Consider the following 15052-nt stretch of genomic DNA (forward strand, 5'->3'; position numbering starts at 1 on the left):
AGCGACACCAGTATTACATGGCGCGACTTACTGGCAAAGTACGTGACTTAGGTCGTATCAATGAGCCCGCGCAGGGAGATAGCGGTGATCCCGGCCGCGGTCAGGGTGTCCAGGGTCTGCACCATGGCCGGCCACTGGCGGGTGAACGACAGGCCGCAGTACGCGCACCTGGCGCCGAAGCGGCCACGGACGGGCTGGAAATTCCTTATGGCGAACTCCGCCACCCTTTCGGGTGAGGCGTCGTTGTCGGGCGCCCAGTGGAAGCCGCCGCCGCGCCGTGCCTGGCGGAGGCCATGGGGGGTCAGAACGGTCGGCCTCGCTGTCCAAGCGCCTGCCCGTTCCCGGCCGCGCTCCATCGTGGCCCAGATGAACACACCTTCGTCGGCGTCAGCGAGTAGCCGGCCGGTCTCCAGCCACGTGCCCTTCAGTAACAGTCCGACCGGGGTGTCGCAGTGGGACGGCTCGTCGCAGTAGACCGTCACTACGGCGTCAGGCAGGCTCACTGAGTTACTCCCTCAACCATCTTGGACATTGCCGCAGCGATCGCTTTGTCGCGGCCAGCCGCGGCGTGCTGGTATCGCATTGCCGCCTGATGGCTCGAATGACCAAGGCGTCCCATCAATTCCGCGAGGGTGGCGCCGGTCTGAGCGGCCAGGACGGCACCCGAATGGCGAAGGTCATGCCAGCGGAGGTCGGGGCGTTTCGCCTTCTCACGGGCCCGGTAGAAGTGCCGGTACAGGGTGCTCGGTTGCAGGTGCTCCCCCGACTTCGCCGGGAACAGCAGGGCGCGCTGTCCGGGCGCGACATACTCGGACAGGTGGTTTTCAACCGCGGGAATCAGGTGCGGCGGCACCGCGACGTCACGCTTGCCGGCATCGGACTTCGGGTCTCCGACGATCCAGCCGCCGTCGACGCGGACCGCGGCGCGGCGGACCTTCACCACGTCGTCCTCGAGGTCGACGTCGCCACGGCGAAGCTCGACGAGCTCACCGAACCTCAGAGCACACCACGACGCCAGCAGCACCATCAGCCGAAGCTGGTCGGGCATCTCGGTTACCAGGACGTCGAGTTGCTCTAGGGTGGCCGGCTTGGGCTTCACGACTCGGTCCGCGGACCCGCCGCCGGCGATCGCGCACGGGTTGGACTCGATCAGCTTGTCGCGGGTCCGCGCAGACTCCAAGACCGTGCGCAGCAGGCTGTAGGAGTGGGCCCGCAACGTCGGGGCGCCGGCGCCCATCTTGGCATACCAGCGGTCCACCATCTCCATCGTGATCGACGGCAGCGGCTTGGGGCCGAACGTCGGCAGGATTTGCTTGGAGAGCAGGGACTCGTAATGGGCCCGGGTCCGCGGCCGCAGCGGCCGGCCCTTCACGGTGCGGGTCTCCAGCCATCGCTGGGCATAGTCGGCGAGGGTCACATGACGTTGCCGGCGCGGCTTGTCGTCCTTGTCGGGTGGCGACCAGAGCTCGCGATCGATCTCTCGGCGCCGGTCGGTCAGCCACGCCTCAGCGTCCAGCTTCAGTGCGAACGTGTTCGGCGCCTCGTACAACAGTCCGTCGGGCCCGGTGTAACTGGCCTTCCAGCGGCCGGACCGGAACTGCCGCAGACGGCCGAAGCCGCGACGGGTAGTGGACCGCGGCACAGCGCCCATCAGCGGGTCTTGCACCACATATGCACCACATAAAGATCCAATTGAGGGATTCTGAGTCCTGGTAAGTCCATGGGTCTGGTCTACCATAAGCGCAGTTCAAACGGCTAATAACCGAGGTCAGGGTGCTTGTCAGGAATTGGCATTGGTACAGGTTCAATCCCAGTATCGCGCACCATGCTTGACCTGCGATTATGCAGGTAGTAGGGCGCTTCTCAAGACGTTTCCGAGACTTTCCTCACACCCAAGACGACAGGTCCGGCCTGTCATGGTCACGTTCGGACTACCCGCGCGCTTCGTTGACCCTTTCGACTGGACAGGTGTCCAGCTATCGTGTTGGTCGATGATCGCAAACCCGGTTGAGAGAGTTGGGGCTGAAATGAGCAAGGTTCCAAGCCGTCAGGCCCGCTTGGCGCACGCCGCCAAGCACGCGGAGTTATGGAACGCGGGTCGCAGGGACGAATGGGTCGCGTCCTGGCGGACGATCTGCCCCGGTGCCGTCAGCATGTTCGATCCAGTCGGCACCGAAGAGAAGCAAGGTTTCGCTGCCGCGACGTCGGACGCGTTCGACATGTTCCAGTCGATCCTCAAGATCAAGATGATTACGGTTCAGGTCAACGGAAACGAGATGGCCTGGGTGTGCGAGAACCACTTTGGCACCGAGCCGAATGTGCAGATGGCACACAGCATCGAGACGTTCGCGTGGGACGACGCTGGAAACCTGCTCATCAAGACCTACTATCCGATGCCAGAATCCGTGGGTACCGAGTCGGATCCGTATACCCATCTGCTGGAGGGGCAGAAGTAGTCCACACGGAGGCCGACTGGTCGACAAGCTCCCAGTGCCAGCCGTTGCCGTCGCCGTTGGGCACCTTTACGTATCCCGCCGCTTCGATCTGAGCCTCAGCGTCGGCTAGGTCTCCGCGATCTTCGGACCCGTTTGCGAAGTCGGTCCGGTAGATGTCCTGCATGCTCACGCTTCGCCCATTGGCGTCGAGAAACCGCTCCACGTCGACCGGCTCGACGGTGTCAACGCCGGGGATCTCCAGCGTCGTCGGTTCCATCCCGACGAACTGAAACGGCGGCGTGGCCACGTACCGGCTCGGCACGTCCAGCCGGTCCAGGTCGTCGTCCTCGAACTCATCGGCCAGTTCGGCCTCCAGTTCGGCATTAGTGGCGTCGGTTTCGGCGCGCAGGCACCTAGGGGGGCTGTTCGCTGTGCGGGCTGCCATTTCCTCTCCAGGTAGCGCGACCGAGCCATCGCGAGCTGCCGGCGGATAGTCGCTCAAAAAGAGCCAAAGGTAGGCGAACCGCCGCTACCCTGGAACTAGCAGCGGATTTAGGGCCGGTTGCGTTCGCGTATCCGTTGCAAGATGGCCGTTGGCGCAACTGTGGGTGTTAAGTAGTCACCATCAGACTGGCCGCCGTCGCGTTCGCTGTGTGCACAAACGCAGCACCTGGGCCGATGCCTTGGCCAAGAAGCAAAATCGTCGCGCTTCCTTCCCGTGCTGGGCTTTTAGAAACTTCCAAGGTCTACCGCGAAGACTCAGCCCGCTACGGGTGTCAGGCGATACCGAGCTGCAACGAGAGGCACAGCACTATGAAGGCAACAAAGAGAATCGCGGCCGCAGGCGCCATATCAGGCGTAATGGGTTTGGCCGCAGTCGGATTCGGGTCAGGCGCGGCGAACGCCGACCCCGGCTTGGATGACATCGCACCCCTCATTCCCGGAGGGCTCAGCGAGGACTGGCAGTCCTACCTCCCGTTGCTCGACGACGTCGCCGACCTCGGCAGCATCGCGGGCCTTGGAGAGCTCGGAAACATCCCGGTCCTTGGCGACATCGGCAACATCATTCCCACGGGGGATCTTCTGGGACTCGCCGCGGGGCTGGGTTAGCAGCCGCGCGCAACAGACGTCGGCCCGCCACTACCCCCCGAGTGGCGGGCCGGCCCATGTTCCAAGAAAGATCCAAGGCCGACGACCAATGCTGATGGCAGTCAGTAAGCCAACACACCGGGAGCCAGCCGTCATGAGCATCAAGCACGTCGCCGCAGCCACCGCAGCCGTCGCAGTCGTCGGATTCGGCGCGTTCGCGTCGGCTCTCAGCTCGAGCGAGTCGGCCGCCACCAGCACGACACCCGAGATGGCCAGCGTCCACTCCTGGGGCGAACTTTTCGCGTCTGCCCCGCAGGACGAAATCAACCGCTGAGCACCGCACACTCGCCCAGCAATCCGAGCAGCGTTCCCTTTCGGAACGAAAGTTGCGCTGTACCGGATTTTCGCCGGTCGCTGACCGTACAGCTAGGCAAAACGCTTTGCCCTGATGATTAGGCTCGCCGCGGCCGGGCTACCTAAGTCAATGAGCCTTCCGTCTTGCATCCAATTCGCACACCCGGCGCAGGCGGCTGGCCCAGCGAAGCCCCCGCGCTGGGGTCGGGGGCTTCGCACCCAAAGCGCTGATTCGGCACTGATTCCTCACCTGGGTGTTCACGCGCGGTGGTTTGGGTACCTACAAGGCATGGCGAATGAAGCGTTGTTCGCGACTGCGGGTCTTTTCGGACTGTTTGTCGCCATGTTGTCGGGGGCGTTGTGGGACTCGCGGTTGACGGCGGCGCCGATCCGTCGTCATCGGTCACACGGCCGGCATTCGATGCCCCGCTGACCCCACCTGACGCGTCCGTCATCGAGGCGAAAGCACCCGTGCATCTCGGGGCACCCATTACGCTCTGAAGGCCAACCCATCAAGACGACCAAGGGGTGGGAATTGATTCGCGAACTCCTCTCCGCCGCTGCGATCGCCGGCGCTGCCATCAGCGCTGCTCCGCTGGCTGCCGCCGACAATCTGGCGTATCCCGACACCCCTGGGCGCTACCCGTCTGATGTGCCCGGCATGAACTACGACGCGCACCTCACCGCGCCGTGCACCAACTTGGAGCGATTCACGTTCGGTCGCGGCCCCGGCGGCGAAGTCCTGCAGTGTCGTTGGATCGAGAACCAGTGGCCACCCATCTACACCGGCTTCTGGGTCGCCACCTACGAGCTGTTCGGTGTGCAGGAAACCGGCGCGCCGTGCCCCAAACCCCAAGCGGCAGCGCAACATCCCGACGGACGTCCGATGCTGTGCCTGGGCGCTCGGGGGTGGCAGCCCGGAATCTTCACCCGCGAGGGCTTCTTCCCGCGGTAAACGCGAGCCGTCAACCGCGCAGCGTCTCGCTCGGCGAGTTGCCGAACCTGCGCTTGTACATACTGCTGAACCGTCCCGCATGCCCGAACCCCCACCGGCCCGCGATGGCCATCACGGTGTCGACCGACGGGTCGGCGGCCTGCAATTCGCGGTGCGCCCGATTGAGTCTCAGCCCACGCAGATACTCCAGCGGCGTCGCGCCGACATAGCGCCGGAACGTGTACTGCACGGATCGCGGTGTGACGTTCACGTAAGCCGCGATGTCGCTCAGCGTGATATCGCGATGCGCGTTCTCGTGGATGAATGCCATCGCCTGCCGCAGCAGGACGGGCTTCGTGGTCGTCGGCTCGACTGGTTCAGTGGACATTTCGCTCGAACTATTACCCGCATACCTAGCCCTAAAACGGGCTCGACACAGATCACACCTGAGACGATCGAGCGATGACCGAACGTATCGAGGTGCCACGCACCATCCCCGCCCCCGCCGCCGACATCTTCGCTGTGTTGTGCGACCCGCAGGGCCACGTCGCAATCGACGCCACCGGGATGTTGCAGGACGCTGACGGCGATCCCGCACGCGCGGTCGGCGACAGCTTCGTCGTACACATGGATCGCGAGGCGCTCAATGACTATCCGCTCGGCAAGTACGACGTCACCGTCTCCATCACCGAGTTCGAGCAGGACCGGCTGATCGCGTGGACCATCTTCGGTCAACTCAAGCCGGACATCGGGCACGTCTACGGCTACCGCTTGGAGCCGGTCGACGGCGGAACGTTGGTGACGTCGTTCTACGACTGGTCGAACATCGACCAGCATTGGCGCGATGCCAACATCTTCCCGATCGTTTCGGAGCTCGCGTTGCGCGGCACCCTGGGCATCCTCGATCGCACGGTCAGGCGCGGCTACCCCAAGGCGTCAACCAAAGGTTGACGAATCCACAGCGTCAACCTAGCGTTGACGCCATGACCGAGCCTTCGAAGATCACCAACCCCGTCCGCCTCGACGACCTCATCGACGTCATCAAGAAGGTGCACGACGAACCGCTCGAGCAGCTCACCGACGCGGTACTTGCCGCCGAGTCCCTCGGCGAGATCGCCGACCACCTGATCGGCCACTTCGTCGATCAGGCGCGCCGGTCGGGGGCGTCATGGACCGAGATCGGCAAGTGCATGGGTGTGACCAAGCAGGCCGCTCAGAAGCGGTTCGTCCCCAGGACTCCCAACGACGCCGACGCGCTCGATCCCAACGCCGGCTTCAGCCGGTTCACCCCGCGCGCACGCAACGTCATCGTCGAAGCCCAGAACAAGGCCCACGAAGCGTGCAACACCGAGATCACCCCCGACCACCTGCTGTTGGCGATGTTCGTCGATTCCGACGCACTCGCGGTGAAGCTGCTCGCCGGCCAGGCCGTCGATGCCGGCAAGGTCAGCGCGGCGGTGTCGCTGCCCTCGGCAGCCGACGGCGAATTGCCCGCGCTGACGCCGTTCGACGGCGCGGCGAAAAAGGTGCTCGAATTGACGTTCAGACAGGCACTTCGTCTGGGCCACAACTACGTTGGCACCGAGCACATCGTGCTCGCCCTGCTCGAGGCCGAGGACGATGACGGCCCGCTGCACCGCTTGGGCGTTGACCGGGAGCGCTTCGAAAACGACCTGACGACCGCGCTGGAGCCGTTCACCAAAAGCTGATCTCACATCGCGCACCGTTGCGCCGTCTACAGAATGTGAAGGTGCGCCCGTTCGAAGAGGTAGTCGCCGAACACGGCGCGACGGTGCTGCGGGTGTGTCGTGCCGTGGTCGGACCTCTGGACGCCGAGGACGCCTGGTCGGAAACCTTCCTTTCGGCGCTGCGGGCCTACCCGAAGCTTCCCGACGACGCGAACGTCGAGGCGTGGCTGGTGACCATCGCGCACCGCCGCGCGCTCGACGTGGGACGCGCGCGCAGCCGACGGCCCGTGCCCACCGACACCCTGCCCGAGCACCCCACACCGCACGCCGATCCGGCGGCCCGAGACCCCGACTTGTGGGCCGCGCTACGACAGCTGCCGACCAAACAACGCCAGGCGGTGGCCTACCACCACATCGCCGGCCTGCCGTTCGCCGAGATCGCCCCACTACTCGACAACTCCCCCGACGCCGCCCGGCGCGCCGCCGCCGACGGCATCAAGACGCTGCGAAAAATCTATTCGAAGGACGAAACACCATGAGCGCCAATCTCTTCGACGAACTGCATGCCGATGACGACACGATGTCGCGGTTGCACACACGGCTCGAACAGGCGGCAGAAGCCGACGGGGCGCTCGACGTCGCCTACCGCACGATCGACACCCCGGTCGGCACGCTCCTGCTGGCCGCGACGTCGGTCGGCCTGGTTCGCGTGGCCTATGACATCGAAGGCCACGACGCGGTCCTCAACCGGCTCGCCGACGCCGTGAGCCCCCGGATTCTGCGCTCTCCGTCGCGACTCGAGGACGCGGCGCGGCAGATCGATGAGTATTTCGCCAAGCGCCGCACCGATTTCGACGTCCGGGTCGATCTCCGGCTGGCCGACGGCTTCCGGCGCGACGTCGTCGAGCACTTGCGCGACATCGGTTACGGCCGGCGGGAAAGCTATGCGACCGTCGCCGCGGCGATCGGCCGTCCGCGTGCGGTCCGCGCCGTCGGCACAGCCTGCGCCCATAACCCGCTCCCGGTGGTCATCCCCTGTCATCGCGTCGTGCGCTCCGACGGGTCGGCGGGTCTGTACGTGGGCGGGCCTCTGGCCAAATCGACACTGCTCGAACTGGAAGCCGGCTGAGGGAATGAACCGGCACCCTCAGCCGTAGAACATCGCATGAAGCTCAACGACGCCGCCCGCCAGCTCATCGGGGCGGGCACCGACGCGATCCTGGTAACGCTCAACCCCGACGGCAGCCCGCAGGTCTCCACGATCTGGATGGCGCTGGAGTCGACGCCAGACGGGGACGAGCTCGTTTCGGCCCACCTCAACGAGTACCGGAAGACCCGTAACGTGCGCCGCGATCCGCGCGTGGCGGTCACGATCCTGGGCCCCGAGCGGCCCGGGCGACTCAGGGACTATCTGGCGGTCACCGGCGTGGCGCGGATCGTCGAAGGTGGTGCCCCGGAACTACTCAAGCAGCTGGCCAAGGTGATGTTGGGCAGCGACGAGCATTTCCCGCCGCCCAACGCGCCGGCCGGACTCCTCACACGGGTCCGCATCGAGAAGATCGGCGGCTCGGGACCGTGGGTGTCCTGAAGCGGCTGTAACACGTTTCAGTCTGTGAAATCATGCGTGCATGCGTCGCTGGTTCGTCCTCCTTGCCGCCATGATGGTGACCCTCGCCGGCCTCACGGCCGCGCCCGCCCCGGCTGCGCCCGACGAGGCCGAGTCCGTGCCCTCGCCCATCGGCCGGCTCGGAGAGACGCTGCAGATCAACTTCGAGGGCCTGGTTGCCAACATCACCGTCAACAGCCTGGCTCCCTCACCGATCCCGCCCGGCTTCGGCTACCCCCCGCGGGCGCCCCGGTATGAGGTGTGGCGCGCTCAGATCACCGTCAACCCCGTCAAGGTGCCCACGCCCTACGCCCAGGCGATCACGTATCAGTTCCGCGGCGTCACCGCGACGGGAGACTCCTACGAGCCGCGCAACACCGACGCACCCGACTCGCTGACACTCGCGCTGATGAACGCTCCGGCCGGTTCTACCGTCAGCGGCGGGGTGTGGTGGGACTGCTATCGCGACCTCATCTCCAATGTCGTCCTGCTCGACAAGGTCACCGGTCAGCACCTTGCGCAGTGGAACGTGGCCTAGGTATTGCACTTTGACGTGACCCCGGCCGTCGTCGCCGATCTTCCCGAACTCGCCGACGTCGCCGCGCGAACGTTTCCGCTGGCGTGCCCGCCGTCGGTGAGCGTCGACAACATCGCCGCGTTCATCGACGAGAACCTTTCCGAGGACCGGTTTCGCCGATACCTCGCCGATCCTGATCGGGCAGTGCTCGTCGTCCGTGAGGAGGCGCGAATGGTTGGCTACGCCATGCTGGTTCGCGCCGACGACGGCATCGAACTCTCGAAGATCTACGTGCTGCCCGGCAGCCACGGCGCGGGTGCCTCTGCGGCGCTGATGACGGCGGCGCTGAGTACCGCCAAGGAACTGGGCGCCGAGTCGGTGTGGCTGGGTGTCAACCAACAAAACGAACGCGCTCAGCGCTTTTACGCCAAGCAGGGGTTCACCGTCACCGGGACCCGCACGTTTCGGCTCGGCGAGAGCGTCGAAAACGACTACGTGATGGTCCGACCCGTCTGACCCGCTGCCGTCAACGCAAGCAGCCGCGATGTCGCGCGCAGATACTTCTTACGGAACCCGCCCGCGAGCATCTCCTCGCTGAAGATGGCGTCCATCTTCGACCCGGACGCGACGACCGGAATGCCCGCGTCGTAGAGCCGGTCGGTAAGCGAAACCAGTCGCAACGCGACGTTCTGGTCGTCGATCCCGTGCACGCCCGTGATGCACAGCTCGGACACACCTTCAATCAGCGTCAGGTATCGCGACGGGTGCATGGTGGCCAGGTGGGCGCACAACGCATCGAAGTCGTCCAGCGTCGCACCCGGTGTGCGTGCCGCACGGGCCGCAACCTCGTTGTCGCTCAACGGCTCCGGAGCAGCAGGGAGATCGCGGTGCCGGTAGTCGGGTCCGTCGATCCGCACTGTCGTGAAAATCGCTGCGAGGGTGTTGATCTCGCGCAGAAAATCTTGAGCGGCGAAGCGTCCCTCCCCCAGTTGCTCGGGCAGCGTGTTCGACGTGGCGGCCACCGATACCCCGCGCTCGACGAGCTGTGACAGCAGCCGCGAGATCAGCGTCGTGTTTCCCGGATCGTCGAGTTCGAATTCGTCGATGCACACGACGACGTAATCGGTCAGCAGCTCAATGCATTCGACGAAGCCGAAGACGCTCGCCAACTGCGTCAACTCGCCGAACGTCGCGAACGCCTTCGGTTCAGGAAGTTCGTAGTACGACGACGCCAATAGGTGGGTTTTCCCGACGCCGAAGCCGCCGTCGAGATAAATCCCGACGCCGGGCAGCACGTCACGTCTGCCGAACAACTTCTTCTTGCCCGCCCGCCGCTCGACCGCCTGCGCGCAGAATTGTCGGCAGACCTGCACCGCCGCGGCCTGCGTGGGCTCGGCAGGGTCGGGGAGATAGGTGTCGAAGCTGACGTCGGCGAACGTCGGCGGCGGGGTCAGCTGAGCGATCAAACGATCCGGCGTGACCTTGGGATGCCGGTCGACCAAATGACCGACATCGATGGACCCCTGCATGCACGCACCCTATCGACGTGTTGCAATGCTGTTCATGGCCGATACCACCGCCGGCGTGCAATTCACCGCGTTGGGGCCCGACGGTCCCGCGATAGACGGCGCCGACGGCCGGCTGTCCGACTTCTACGCATACCCCGACGACCTGCAGACGTGCTGGGTCCGCGGCAACATGATCGCCAGCCTCGACGGTGGCGCCACCGCTGACGGCAAGGCCGGTGGTCTGGCCGGGGCCGGTGACCGCAGCATGTTCGCCCTCATGCGGCACTGCGCCGACGTCATCCTGGTGGGCGCCGCCACCGTCAGGGTCGAGAACTATTCCGGCGCCCAGGTGCCACTCGCGGCGCGCCACGCCCGGCAACGCCGCGGACAGGCCGAAGTGCCGCCCATCGCGGTCGTCACGCGCACCGGCGTCCTCGACCCGGACGCCCTGTTCTTCACCCGCACCGAGGTCCCGCCGCTGATCCTGACGTGCGCCGACTCCGTCGATGCCACTCGTCAGCGGCTGGGCGCGGTGTCCGAGGTGCTCAACGCGTCCGGGCCGCAATCCGACTCCGTCGACGGTGCCACCGTGCTGAAGCTCCTCGCCGAACGCAAACTGTTCCGGGTGCTCACCGAAGGCGGCCCGCTGCTGCTCAGCCAGTTGATCGAGGATGACCTGCTCGACGAACTCTGTCTGACGGTGGCGCCCATCCTGGTCGGCGGTTCGGGACGGCGCATCGCGGCGGGCGCGGGCGAGGTGCACACCAAGATGCGGCCCGCACACCTGCTGTCCGACGACGAGGGCTACCTCTACACCCGCTATGTCCGGGCGCGCTGACGCACCAGGAGGCGTTGGGCAACGAGGATCCAGCACGGATATCAGTACTGTGGTCGGCATGCAGCGGCGTCGTCCGATACGGGTGTTGAGCACCTCTGCGCTTGTGGTGTCGGTTTTTCTTGCCGGTTGCGCCCCTGGTCTGGCGGCTAATCCACGCTTCGCCACCGATTCCGGCGCCGAACCCCAGGGTCAGCCGGAGACCACCAAGGCACCCGACGGCCCACCACCGATCGAGCCACCCAAGAACGACCTGTCGTGGCGTGACTGCACCTCGCGGATCTCGTCCGACGCGTCGATCCCCCCGATCGCCGGGGTGAAGTTCGATTGCGCGACCTATGACGCCGAACTCGACCCGATCAAGGGCGCCACGGGCACGATCAGCATCGGTGTGGTCCGCGCGACCACCGATGAAACCCCCGCCGACGCCGGACCGCTGGTGATGACGACGGGTTCGGATCTGCCGACGTCGATGCAGCTGCCGGTCTGGCTGACACAGTCGGGTGCCGACGTGCTCAAGACGCGGCCCGTCGTGGCGGTCGACCGTCGCGGCATCGGAATGTCAGGTGCGCTGGACTGCCGCGATCTGTACGACCGCAATGCGATGCTCGATCAGGCCCAGTTCCAGCCGGGCGACGACCCCGTCGCCAATCTCGGCGAGATCGTCCAGGCCGCGACAACGAGCTGCACCGACACCATCGCCCCTGGAGACTCGGCCTACGACAACTCGCACGCCGCCGAGGACATCGAGCGACTCCGAAGCACCTGGGACGTACCGACGTTGGCGCTGTACGGCATCGGCAACGGCGCCCAGGTGGCGTTGGCCTACGCGGGCAGCCACCCCAACAAGGTGTCCCGGCTGGTGCTCGATTCCCCACTTCCGCTCGGCATCGCCGCCGAAGCCGCGATGGAACAGCGTGTGAAGGGCGAACAATCCGCACTCGATGCGTGGGCCGCGCAATGCGTGGCGATCAACTGCCCGTTGGGTGTTGACCCCAAGGCTGCCGTGACGGCGGTGCTGAACCAGGTGCGCGGATACAACTCCAACGACGGATCGGTGGCCACCGTCGCCGACGCGATCGCCACGGCGCTGGCGTACCCGCGTGGCGATCGCGTAGCCGCCACCAACAGGCTCGCCTCTGCAGTCGCCGGTGCCCGCTCCGGGGACTGGAACGCCATGAACACCCTGGTCACCGAGGCCGAGGCGCTGCGCGGCACCGACGGCCAGTTCGTCAACAGCTGCAGCGACTCACTGAACCGGCCCACCCCCGACCGGGTCCGCGAACTCGTGGTGGCGTGGGAGAAGATCTACCCGCAGTTCGGCCAGGTCGGCGCGCTTGAGTTGGTGCAATGCCTGAACTGGCCCAGTGGCGCGGCCCCGCAGGAGCCGACGAATCTCAAGACTCCCGTGCTGCTGTTGGGCAGCCAGCACGATCCGATCGTCGGCAACGAGGGCGTGGCCGCCGTCGCGGCGACCGTGATCAACGCCGGCGCGGTCAACAGGCGGGTGATGTGGCAGGGCATCGGCCACGGGGCGGCCATCTACTCCCCCTGCGCACTGACGCCGGTGACCGGCTATCTGGACAGCGGCAAGCTGCCCGAGACCGACACGTTCTGCCCCGCCTGACACCTCGGCCTAACGGGGTCGGGTACGGTTCGGTCGTGCGTGATCTTGTCCTGGCCGCCTTCCGGCCCCGCACCTCCCCGCCGAGTCTGGCAACGGTGCTGCGGTCGATCCTGTGGCCGCTGGCCATCCTGTTCATCATTCATCGCAGCTACGTCCTGGCCACCAACGGCTACATCACCGACGACTACGGTCCGGTGTACCGCGCCGTCGTGAACTTCAAAATGGGCTGGGACATCTACAACGAGCACTTCAACCACGTCGACCCGCACTATCTCTACCCTCCGGGCGGAACGCTGATCATGGCGCCGTTCGGCTACCTCCCAGTCGACGCGTCGCGGTATTGGTTCATCACGTTCAACACCATCGCGATCATCCTCGCCGCGTACTTCTTGATTCGCCTGTTCGGATTCAAATTCGACTCGGTCGCACTGCCCGCTCTGCTGGCGGCGATGTTCATCAGCGAAAGCGTCGTCAACACACTGGTTTTCGGCAATATCAACGGCTGCATCCTGCTGCTCGAGGTGCTGTTCTTCCGCTGGCTACTGGACGGACAACGCAACCACGAGTGGCTGGCTGGAATCTCCATAGGTCTGACGCTGGTCGTCAAACCACTGCTGGCGCCGCTGCTGTTGATTCCGCTGCTGAACCGGCAGTGGCGGGCGTTGATCCCCGCATTTTTGGTGCCGGTCGTGTTCAACGCGGTGGCCTGGCCGCTGGTCAAGGACCCGATGAGCTTCGTCACCCGCACCGCCAAATACATCTTCACGACGCGCGACTACTTCAACAGCTCGATCGCCGGCAACGGGCTCTACTACGGACTGCCTTTCTGGCTGATCATTCTGCTGCGCCTGGCCTTCGTCGTGCTGGCGGTGCTGTCACTCTGGCTGCTCTACAAGTACTACCGGACCCGCGATCCGCTGTTCTGGATGTTGACCTCCTCCGGCGTACTGCTGATCACGTCGTTCCTGGTGCTGTCGCTGGGTCAGGGCTACTACTCGATGATGCTGTTCCCGTTCCTGATGACGGTCGTGCTGCGCAACTCGGTGTTGCGCAATTGGCCGGCGTGGCTGGCGATATACGGCTTCATGAGCTCAGACCGATGGCTGCTCGGACACTGGCCGACCACGGGGCGGTTCCTCGAATACATGAAGTTCACCTACGGCTGGTGCCTGATGCTGATCGTGGTGTTCTGCGTGCTGTATTTCCGTTACCTGGACGCCAAGTCCGAGAACCGGCTGGATGACGGTATCGACCCGGTCTGGATGAAGGATGCGGTGAAAGAGCCGACTCCCGTGCAGAGCGGCTGACGACCGCTTAAATTCGCTGTGACAGCAGGCTGATCGCATACGATTAGCTCGCGCGCAGGAGGGTCACGGGGAGGCGATGCGAATGCCGTTGATCCCTGAAGATCCGTCAGCGATTACCGCCGGCTGGCTCAGCGAAGTGCTTGACGCCGACGTAAGTGCATGCAAAGTCGAACAGATCGCCATCGGCGTCGGCCTGCTGGGCCGGTTGTTCCGGGTGCACCTCGAGGGCGGCCCCGATGTTCCGGAAACCGTCGTCGTCAAGCTGCCGACGCTGGACGTGACGGCGCGGGTGAACCTCTGCGAAGAGCTCGAGTTCTATCTGCGTGAAGTCCGTTTCTACCAGGAGATCGGGCTCACCAACCCGCTGCGGCCGGCGCAGCCGTACTTTGCCGCCTTCGATGATGCGACGCATGATTTCGTTCTCGTACTCGAGGATCTCGGTCGACTGCGAAACGTCGACCAGCTCATAGGATGCACCCCCGCGGACGCGGCAACGGTCATCGATGCCATTGCCCGGCACCATGGTCATTGGTGGGCCAACGATCGCCTGTCATCGCTGCACTGGCTGAAGCCCTTCACCGCCCCACCCTTCACCGAAGTCATCGTCGACAACTACCGGGCCGCATGGCCGAAATTCCTCGAGCTCGCGGGGTCCGACCTGTCCCCTTTGATGCGCCGCTTCGGTGAGCGATTCACATCGTTGATGCCATGGTTGATTGAGGAGTTCAGCCGTGAACCCCACACTTTTCTGCATGGGGATCTGCGGCTCGACCAGCTTTTCTTCGCCGTAGAAGATGACGATCCGCCGGTAACCGTCTTGGACTGGCAAATCACGGGAAGGGGCCGGGGCGCTTGGGATCTCAGTTACTTCCTGTCTCAAAGTCTTACTCCCGAGACACGGCGCGACATCGAGGACGAGCTCATCGCGCGCTATGCCAGGCGTCTCGCAAAACTCGGAATCGAGTACCCCAGTGCCGAATTACAACGTGACTACCGGCTGACGACGGCCTGGTGCTTCATCTACCCCGTGATGGCCAGTGGCCGAATCGAAGTAGTCAACGAACGCAACATGGAGCTGGCGCGCACCATGCTCAGTCGTTCGGTGGCGGCCATGGAAGACCATGACTGCCTGTCGCTGAGACCAGACTGACG

General features: G+C 65.0%; 20 protein-coding genes. 15 read left to right on the forward strand and 5 right to left on the reverse strand.

Features of this window, described 5'->3' with window-relative positions; genetic code table 11:
* Positions 1–47: 47 nt before the first annotated feature.
* Both BST47_RS02675 and BST47_RS02680 read right to left on the reverse strand, forming a co-directional pair.
* Entirely contained in the window at positions 48–503 is a 456-nt protein-coding gene (locus BST47_RS02675) for a hypothetical protein (RefSeq protein WP_083123624.1), read from the reverse strand.
* Positions 500–1651 (reverse strand): tyrosine-type recombinase/integrase, encoded by a 1152-nt coding sequence (locus tag BST47_RS02680; RefSeq protein ID WP_083123754.1) that lies wholly within the window; start codon positions 1649–1651, stop codon positions 500–502. The genes BST47_RS02675 and BST47_RS02680 overlap by 4 nt, the downstream gene beginning before the upstream one ends.
* Before the next feature lie 376 nt (positions 1652–2027).
* Between BST47_RS02680 and BST47_RS02685 the strand changes: the two genes are divergently transcribed.
* Positions 2028–2456 (forward strand): hypothetical protein, encoded by a 429-nt coding sequence (locus BST47_RS02685; protein WP_083123625.1) that lies wholly within the window; start codon positions 2028–2030, stop codon positions 2454–2456.
* Here the strand turns inward: BST47_RS02685 and BST47_RS30480 are convergent.
* On the reverse strand, positions 2377–2880 hold the full coding sequence (locus BST47_RS30480) for a hypothetical protein (RefSeq protein WP_133056195.1): 504 nt from the start codon (positions 2878–2880) through the stop codon (positions 2377–2379). The genes BST47_RS02685 and BST47_RS30480 overlap by 80 nt on opposite strands.
* A gap of 368 nt (positions 2881–3248) precedes the next feature.
* On the opposite strand from BST47_RS30480, the gene BST47_RS02690 reads away from it, so the two are divergent.
* The 3 genes from BST47_RS02690 to BST47_RS02700 all read left to right on the forward strand — a co-directional run bounded on the left by BST47_RS02690 (position 3249) and on the right by BST47_RS02700 (position 4833).
* Positions 3249–3545: a hypothetical protein gene (locus tag BST47_RS02690; protein WP_083123626.1), complete on the forward strand. Its 297-nt coding sequence runs from the start codon at positions 3249–3251 to the stop codon at positions 3543–3545.
* Positions 3546–3678: 133 nt separating this feature from the next.
* Positions 3679–3858, forward strand: coding sequence for a hypothetical protein (locus BST47_RS02695; protein WP_083123627.1), 180 nt, complete (start codon positions 3679–3681; stop codon positions 3856–3858).
* A 555-nt stretch (positions 3859–4413) separates the two neighbouring features.
* On the forward strand, positions 4414–4833 hold the full coding sequence (locus BST47_RS02700; protein ID WP_083123628.1) for a hypothetical protein: 420 nt from the start codon (positions 4414–4416) through the stop codon (positions 4831–4833).
* Positions 4834–4843: 10 nt separating this feature from the next.
* Here the strand turns inward: BST47_RS02700 and BST47_RS02705 are convergent, their stop codons facing one another.
* Positions 4844–5200, reverse strand: a complete 357-nt coding sequence (locus BST47_RS02705; protein WP_083123629.1) for a helix-turn-helix domain-containing protein — start codon at positions 5198–5200, stop codon at positions 4844–4846.
* Positions 5201–5274: 74 nt separating this feature from the next.
* On the opposite strand from BST47_RS02705, the gene BST47_RS02710 reads away from it, so the two are divergent.
* From BST47_RS02710 to BST47_RS02740, 7 genes are read left to right on the forward strand one after another with little or no spacing between them, the layout of a single operon-like run.
* The gene (locus tag BST47_RS02710) at positions 5275–5763 is read left to right on the forward strand and encodes an SRPBCC family protein (RefSeq protein ID WP_083123630.1); all 489 of its coding nucleotides are present in this window, start codon (positions 5275–5277) and stop codon (positions 5761–5763) included.
* A gap of 32 nt (positions 5764–5795) precedes the next feature.
* Entirely contained in the window at positions 5796–6521 is a 726-nt protein-coding gene (locus tag BST47_RS02715; protein ID WP_083123631.1) for a Clp protease N-terminal domain-containing protein, read from the forward strand.
* A 35-nt stretch (positions 6522–6556) separates the two neighbouring features.
* The gene (locus BST47_RS02720; RefSeq protein ID WP_207568506.1) at positions 6557–7039 is read left to right on the forward strand and encodes an RNA polymerase sigma factor; all 483 of its coding nucleotides are present in this window, start codon (positions 6557–6559) and stop codon (positions 7037–7039) included.
* On the forward strand, positions 7036–7629 hold the full coding sequence (locus BST47_RS02725; RefSeq protein WP_083123632.1) for a methylated-DNA--[protein]-cysteine S-methyltransferase: 594 nt from the start codon (positions 7036–7038) through the stop codon (positions 7627–7629). The genes BST47_RS02720 and BST47_RS02725 overlap by 4 nt, the downstream gene beginning before the upstream one ends.
* 36 nt (positions 7630–7665) lie before the next feature.
* Positions 7666–8088, forward strand: coding sequence for a PPOX class F420-dependent oxidoreductase (locus BST47_RS02730; protein WP_083123633.1), 423 nt, complete (start codon positions 7666–7668; stop codon positions 8086–8088).
* 40 nt (positions 8089–8128) lie between these two features.
* Positions 8129–8644 carry a hypothetical protein gene (locus tag BST47_RS02735; protein ID WP_083123634.1) on the forward strand — a complete coding sequence of 172 codons (516 nt, stop codon included), beginning with the start codon at positions 8129–8131 and terminating at the stop codon, positions 8642–8644.
* A 15-nt stretch (positions 8645–8659) separates the two neighbouring features.
* On the forward strand, positions 8660–9139 hold the full coding sequence (locus BST47_RS02740) for a GNAT family N-acetyltransferase (RefSeq protein ID WP_107528817.1): 480 nt from the start codon (positions 8660–8662) through the stop codon (positions 9137–9139).
* Here BST47_RS02740 and zapE read toward each other — a convergent pair.
* Positions 9115–10152, reverse strand: coding sequence for a cell division protein ZapE (gene zapE / locus BST47_RS02745; protein WP_083123636.1), 1038 nt, complete (start codon positions 10150–10152; stop codon positions 9115–9117). The two genes, BST47_RS02740 and zapE, sit on opposite strands and share 25 nt — an antisense overlap.
* 25 nt (positions 10153–10177) lie before the next feature.
* On the opposite strand from zapE, the gene BST47_RS02750 reads away from it, so the two are divergent.
* The 4 genes from BST47_RS02750 (at position 10178) to BST47_RS02765 (ending at position 15050) form a co-directional block, all read left to right on the forward strand.
* A complete protein-coding gene (locus BST47_RS02750; protein ID WP_083123637.1) occupies positions 10178–10969 on the forward strand; it encodes a pyrimidine reductase family protein in 792 nt (263 codons plus the stop codon).
* 58 nt (positions 10970–11027) lie between these two features.
* Positions 11028–12593 (forward strand): alpha/beta hydrolase, encoded by a 1566-nt coding sequence (locus BST47_RS02755; protein WP_083123756.1) that lies wholly within the window; start codon positions 11028–11030, stop codon positions 12591–12593.
* Between the two features lie 35 nt (positions 12594–12628).
* Complete coding sequence (gene aftC, locus BST47_RS02760; RefSeq protein ID WP_165799728.1) at positions 12629–13900, forward strand: arabinofuranan 3-O-arabinosyltransferase; 1272 nt, start codon at positions 12629–12631, stop codon at positions 13898–13900.
* 82 nt (positions 13901–13982) lie between these two features.
* The gene (locus BST47_RS02765; RefSeq protein WP_083123758.1) at positions 13983–15050 is read left to right on the forward strand and encodes a phosphotransferase; all 1068 of its coding nucleotides are present in this window, start codon (positions 13983–13985) and stop codon (positions 15048–15050) included.
* The last annotated feature ends 2 nt before the right edge of the window (positions 15051–15052 follow it).

The sequence above is a fragment of the Mycolicibacterium tusciae genome, assembly GCF_002086795.1.
GTDB classification, from domain to species: Bacteria; Actinomycetota; Actinomycetes; order Mycobacteriales; family Mycobacteriaceae; genus Mycobacterium; species Mycobacterium tusciae.

Coding starts and splice junctions, on each gene's coding strand:
- BST47_RS02680 (WP_083123754.1), bottom strand. CDS start 1,651: ATGGGCGCTGTGCCGCGGTCCACTACCCGTCGCGGCTTCGGCCGTCTG.
- BST47_RS02685 (WP_083123625.1), top strand. CDS start 2,028: ATGAGCAAGGTTCCAAGCCGTCAGGCCCGCTTGGCGCACGCCGCCAAG.
- BST47_RS30480 (WP_133056195.1), bottom strand. CDS start 2,880: ATGGCAGCCCGCACAGCGAACAGCCCCCCTAGGTGCCTGCGCGCCGAA.
- BST47_RS02690 (WP_083123626.1), top strand. CDS start 3,249: ATGAAGGCAACAAAGAGAATCGCGGCCGCAGGCGCCATATCAGGCGTA.
- BST47_RS02695 (WP_083123627.1), top strand. CDS start 3,679: ATGAGCATCAAGCACGTCGCCGCAGCCACCGCAGCCGTCGCAGTCGTC.
- BST47_RS02705 (WP_083123629.1), bottom strand. CDS start 5,200: ATGTCCACTGAACCAGTCGAGCCGACGACCACGAAGCCCGTCCTGCTG.
- BST47_RS02710 (WP_083123630.1), top strand. CDS start 5,275: ATGACCGAACGTATCGAGGTGCCACGCACCATCCCCGCCCCCGCCGCC.
- BST47_RS02715 (WP_083123631.1), top strand. CDS start 5,796: ATGACCGAGCCTTCGAAGATCACCAACCCCGTCCGCCTCGACGACCTC.
- BST47_RS02725 (WP_083123632.1), top strand. CDS start 7,036: ATGAGCGCCAATCTCTTCGACGAACTGCATGCCGATGACGACACGATG.
- BST47_RS02730 (WP_083123633.1), top strand. CDS start 7,666: ATGAAGCTCAACGACGCCGCCCGCCAGCTCATCGGGGCGGGCACCGAC.
- BST47_RS02735 (WP_083123634.1), top strand. CDS start 8,129: ATGCGTCGCTGGTTCGTCCTCCTTGCCGCCATGATGGTGACCCTCGCC.
- zapE (WP_083123636.1), bottom strand. CDS start 10,152: ATGCAGGGGTCCATCGATGTCGGTCATTTGGTCGACCGGCATCCCAAG.
- BST47_RS02750 (WP_083123637.1), top strand. CDS start 10,178: ATGCTGTTCATGGCCGATACCACCGCCGGCGTGCAATTCACCGCGTTG.
- BST47_RS02755 (WP_083123756.1), top strand. CDS start 11,028: ATGCAGCGGCGTCGTCCGATACGGGTGTTGAGCACCTCTGCGCTTGTG.
- BST47_RS02765 (WP_083123758.1), top strand. CDS start 13,983: ATGCCGTTGATCCCTGAAGATCCGTCAGCGATTACCGCCGGCTGGCTC.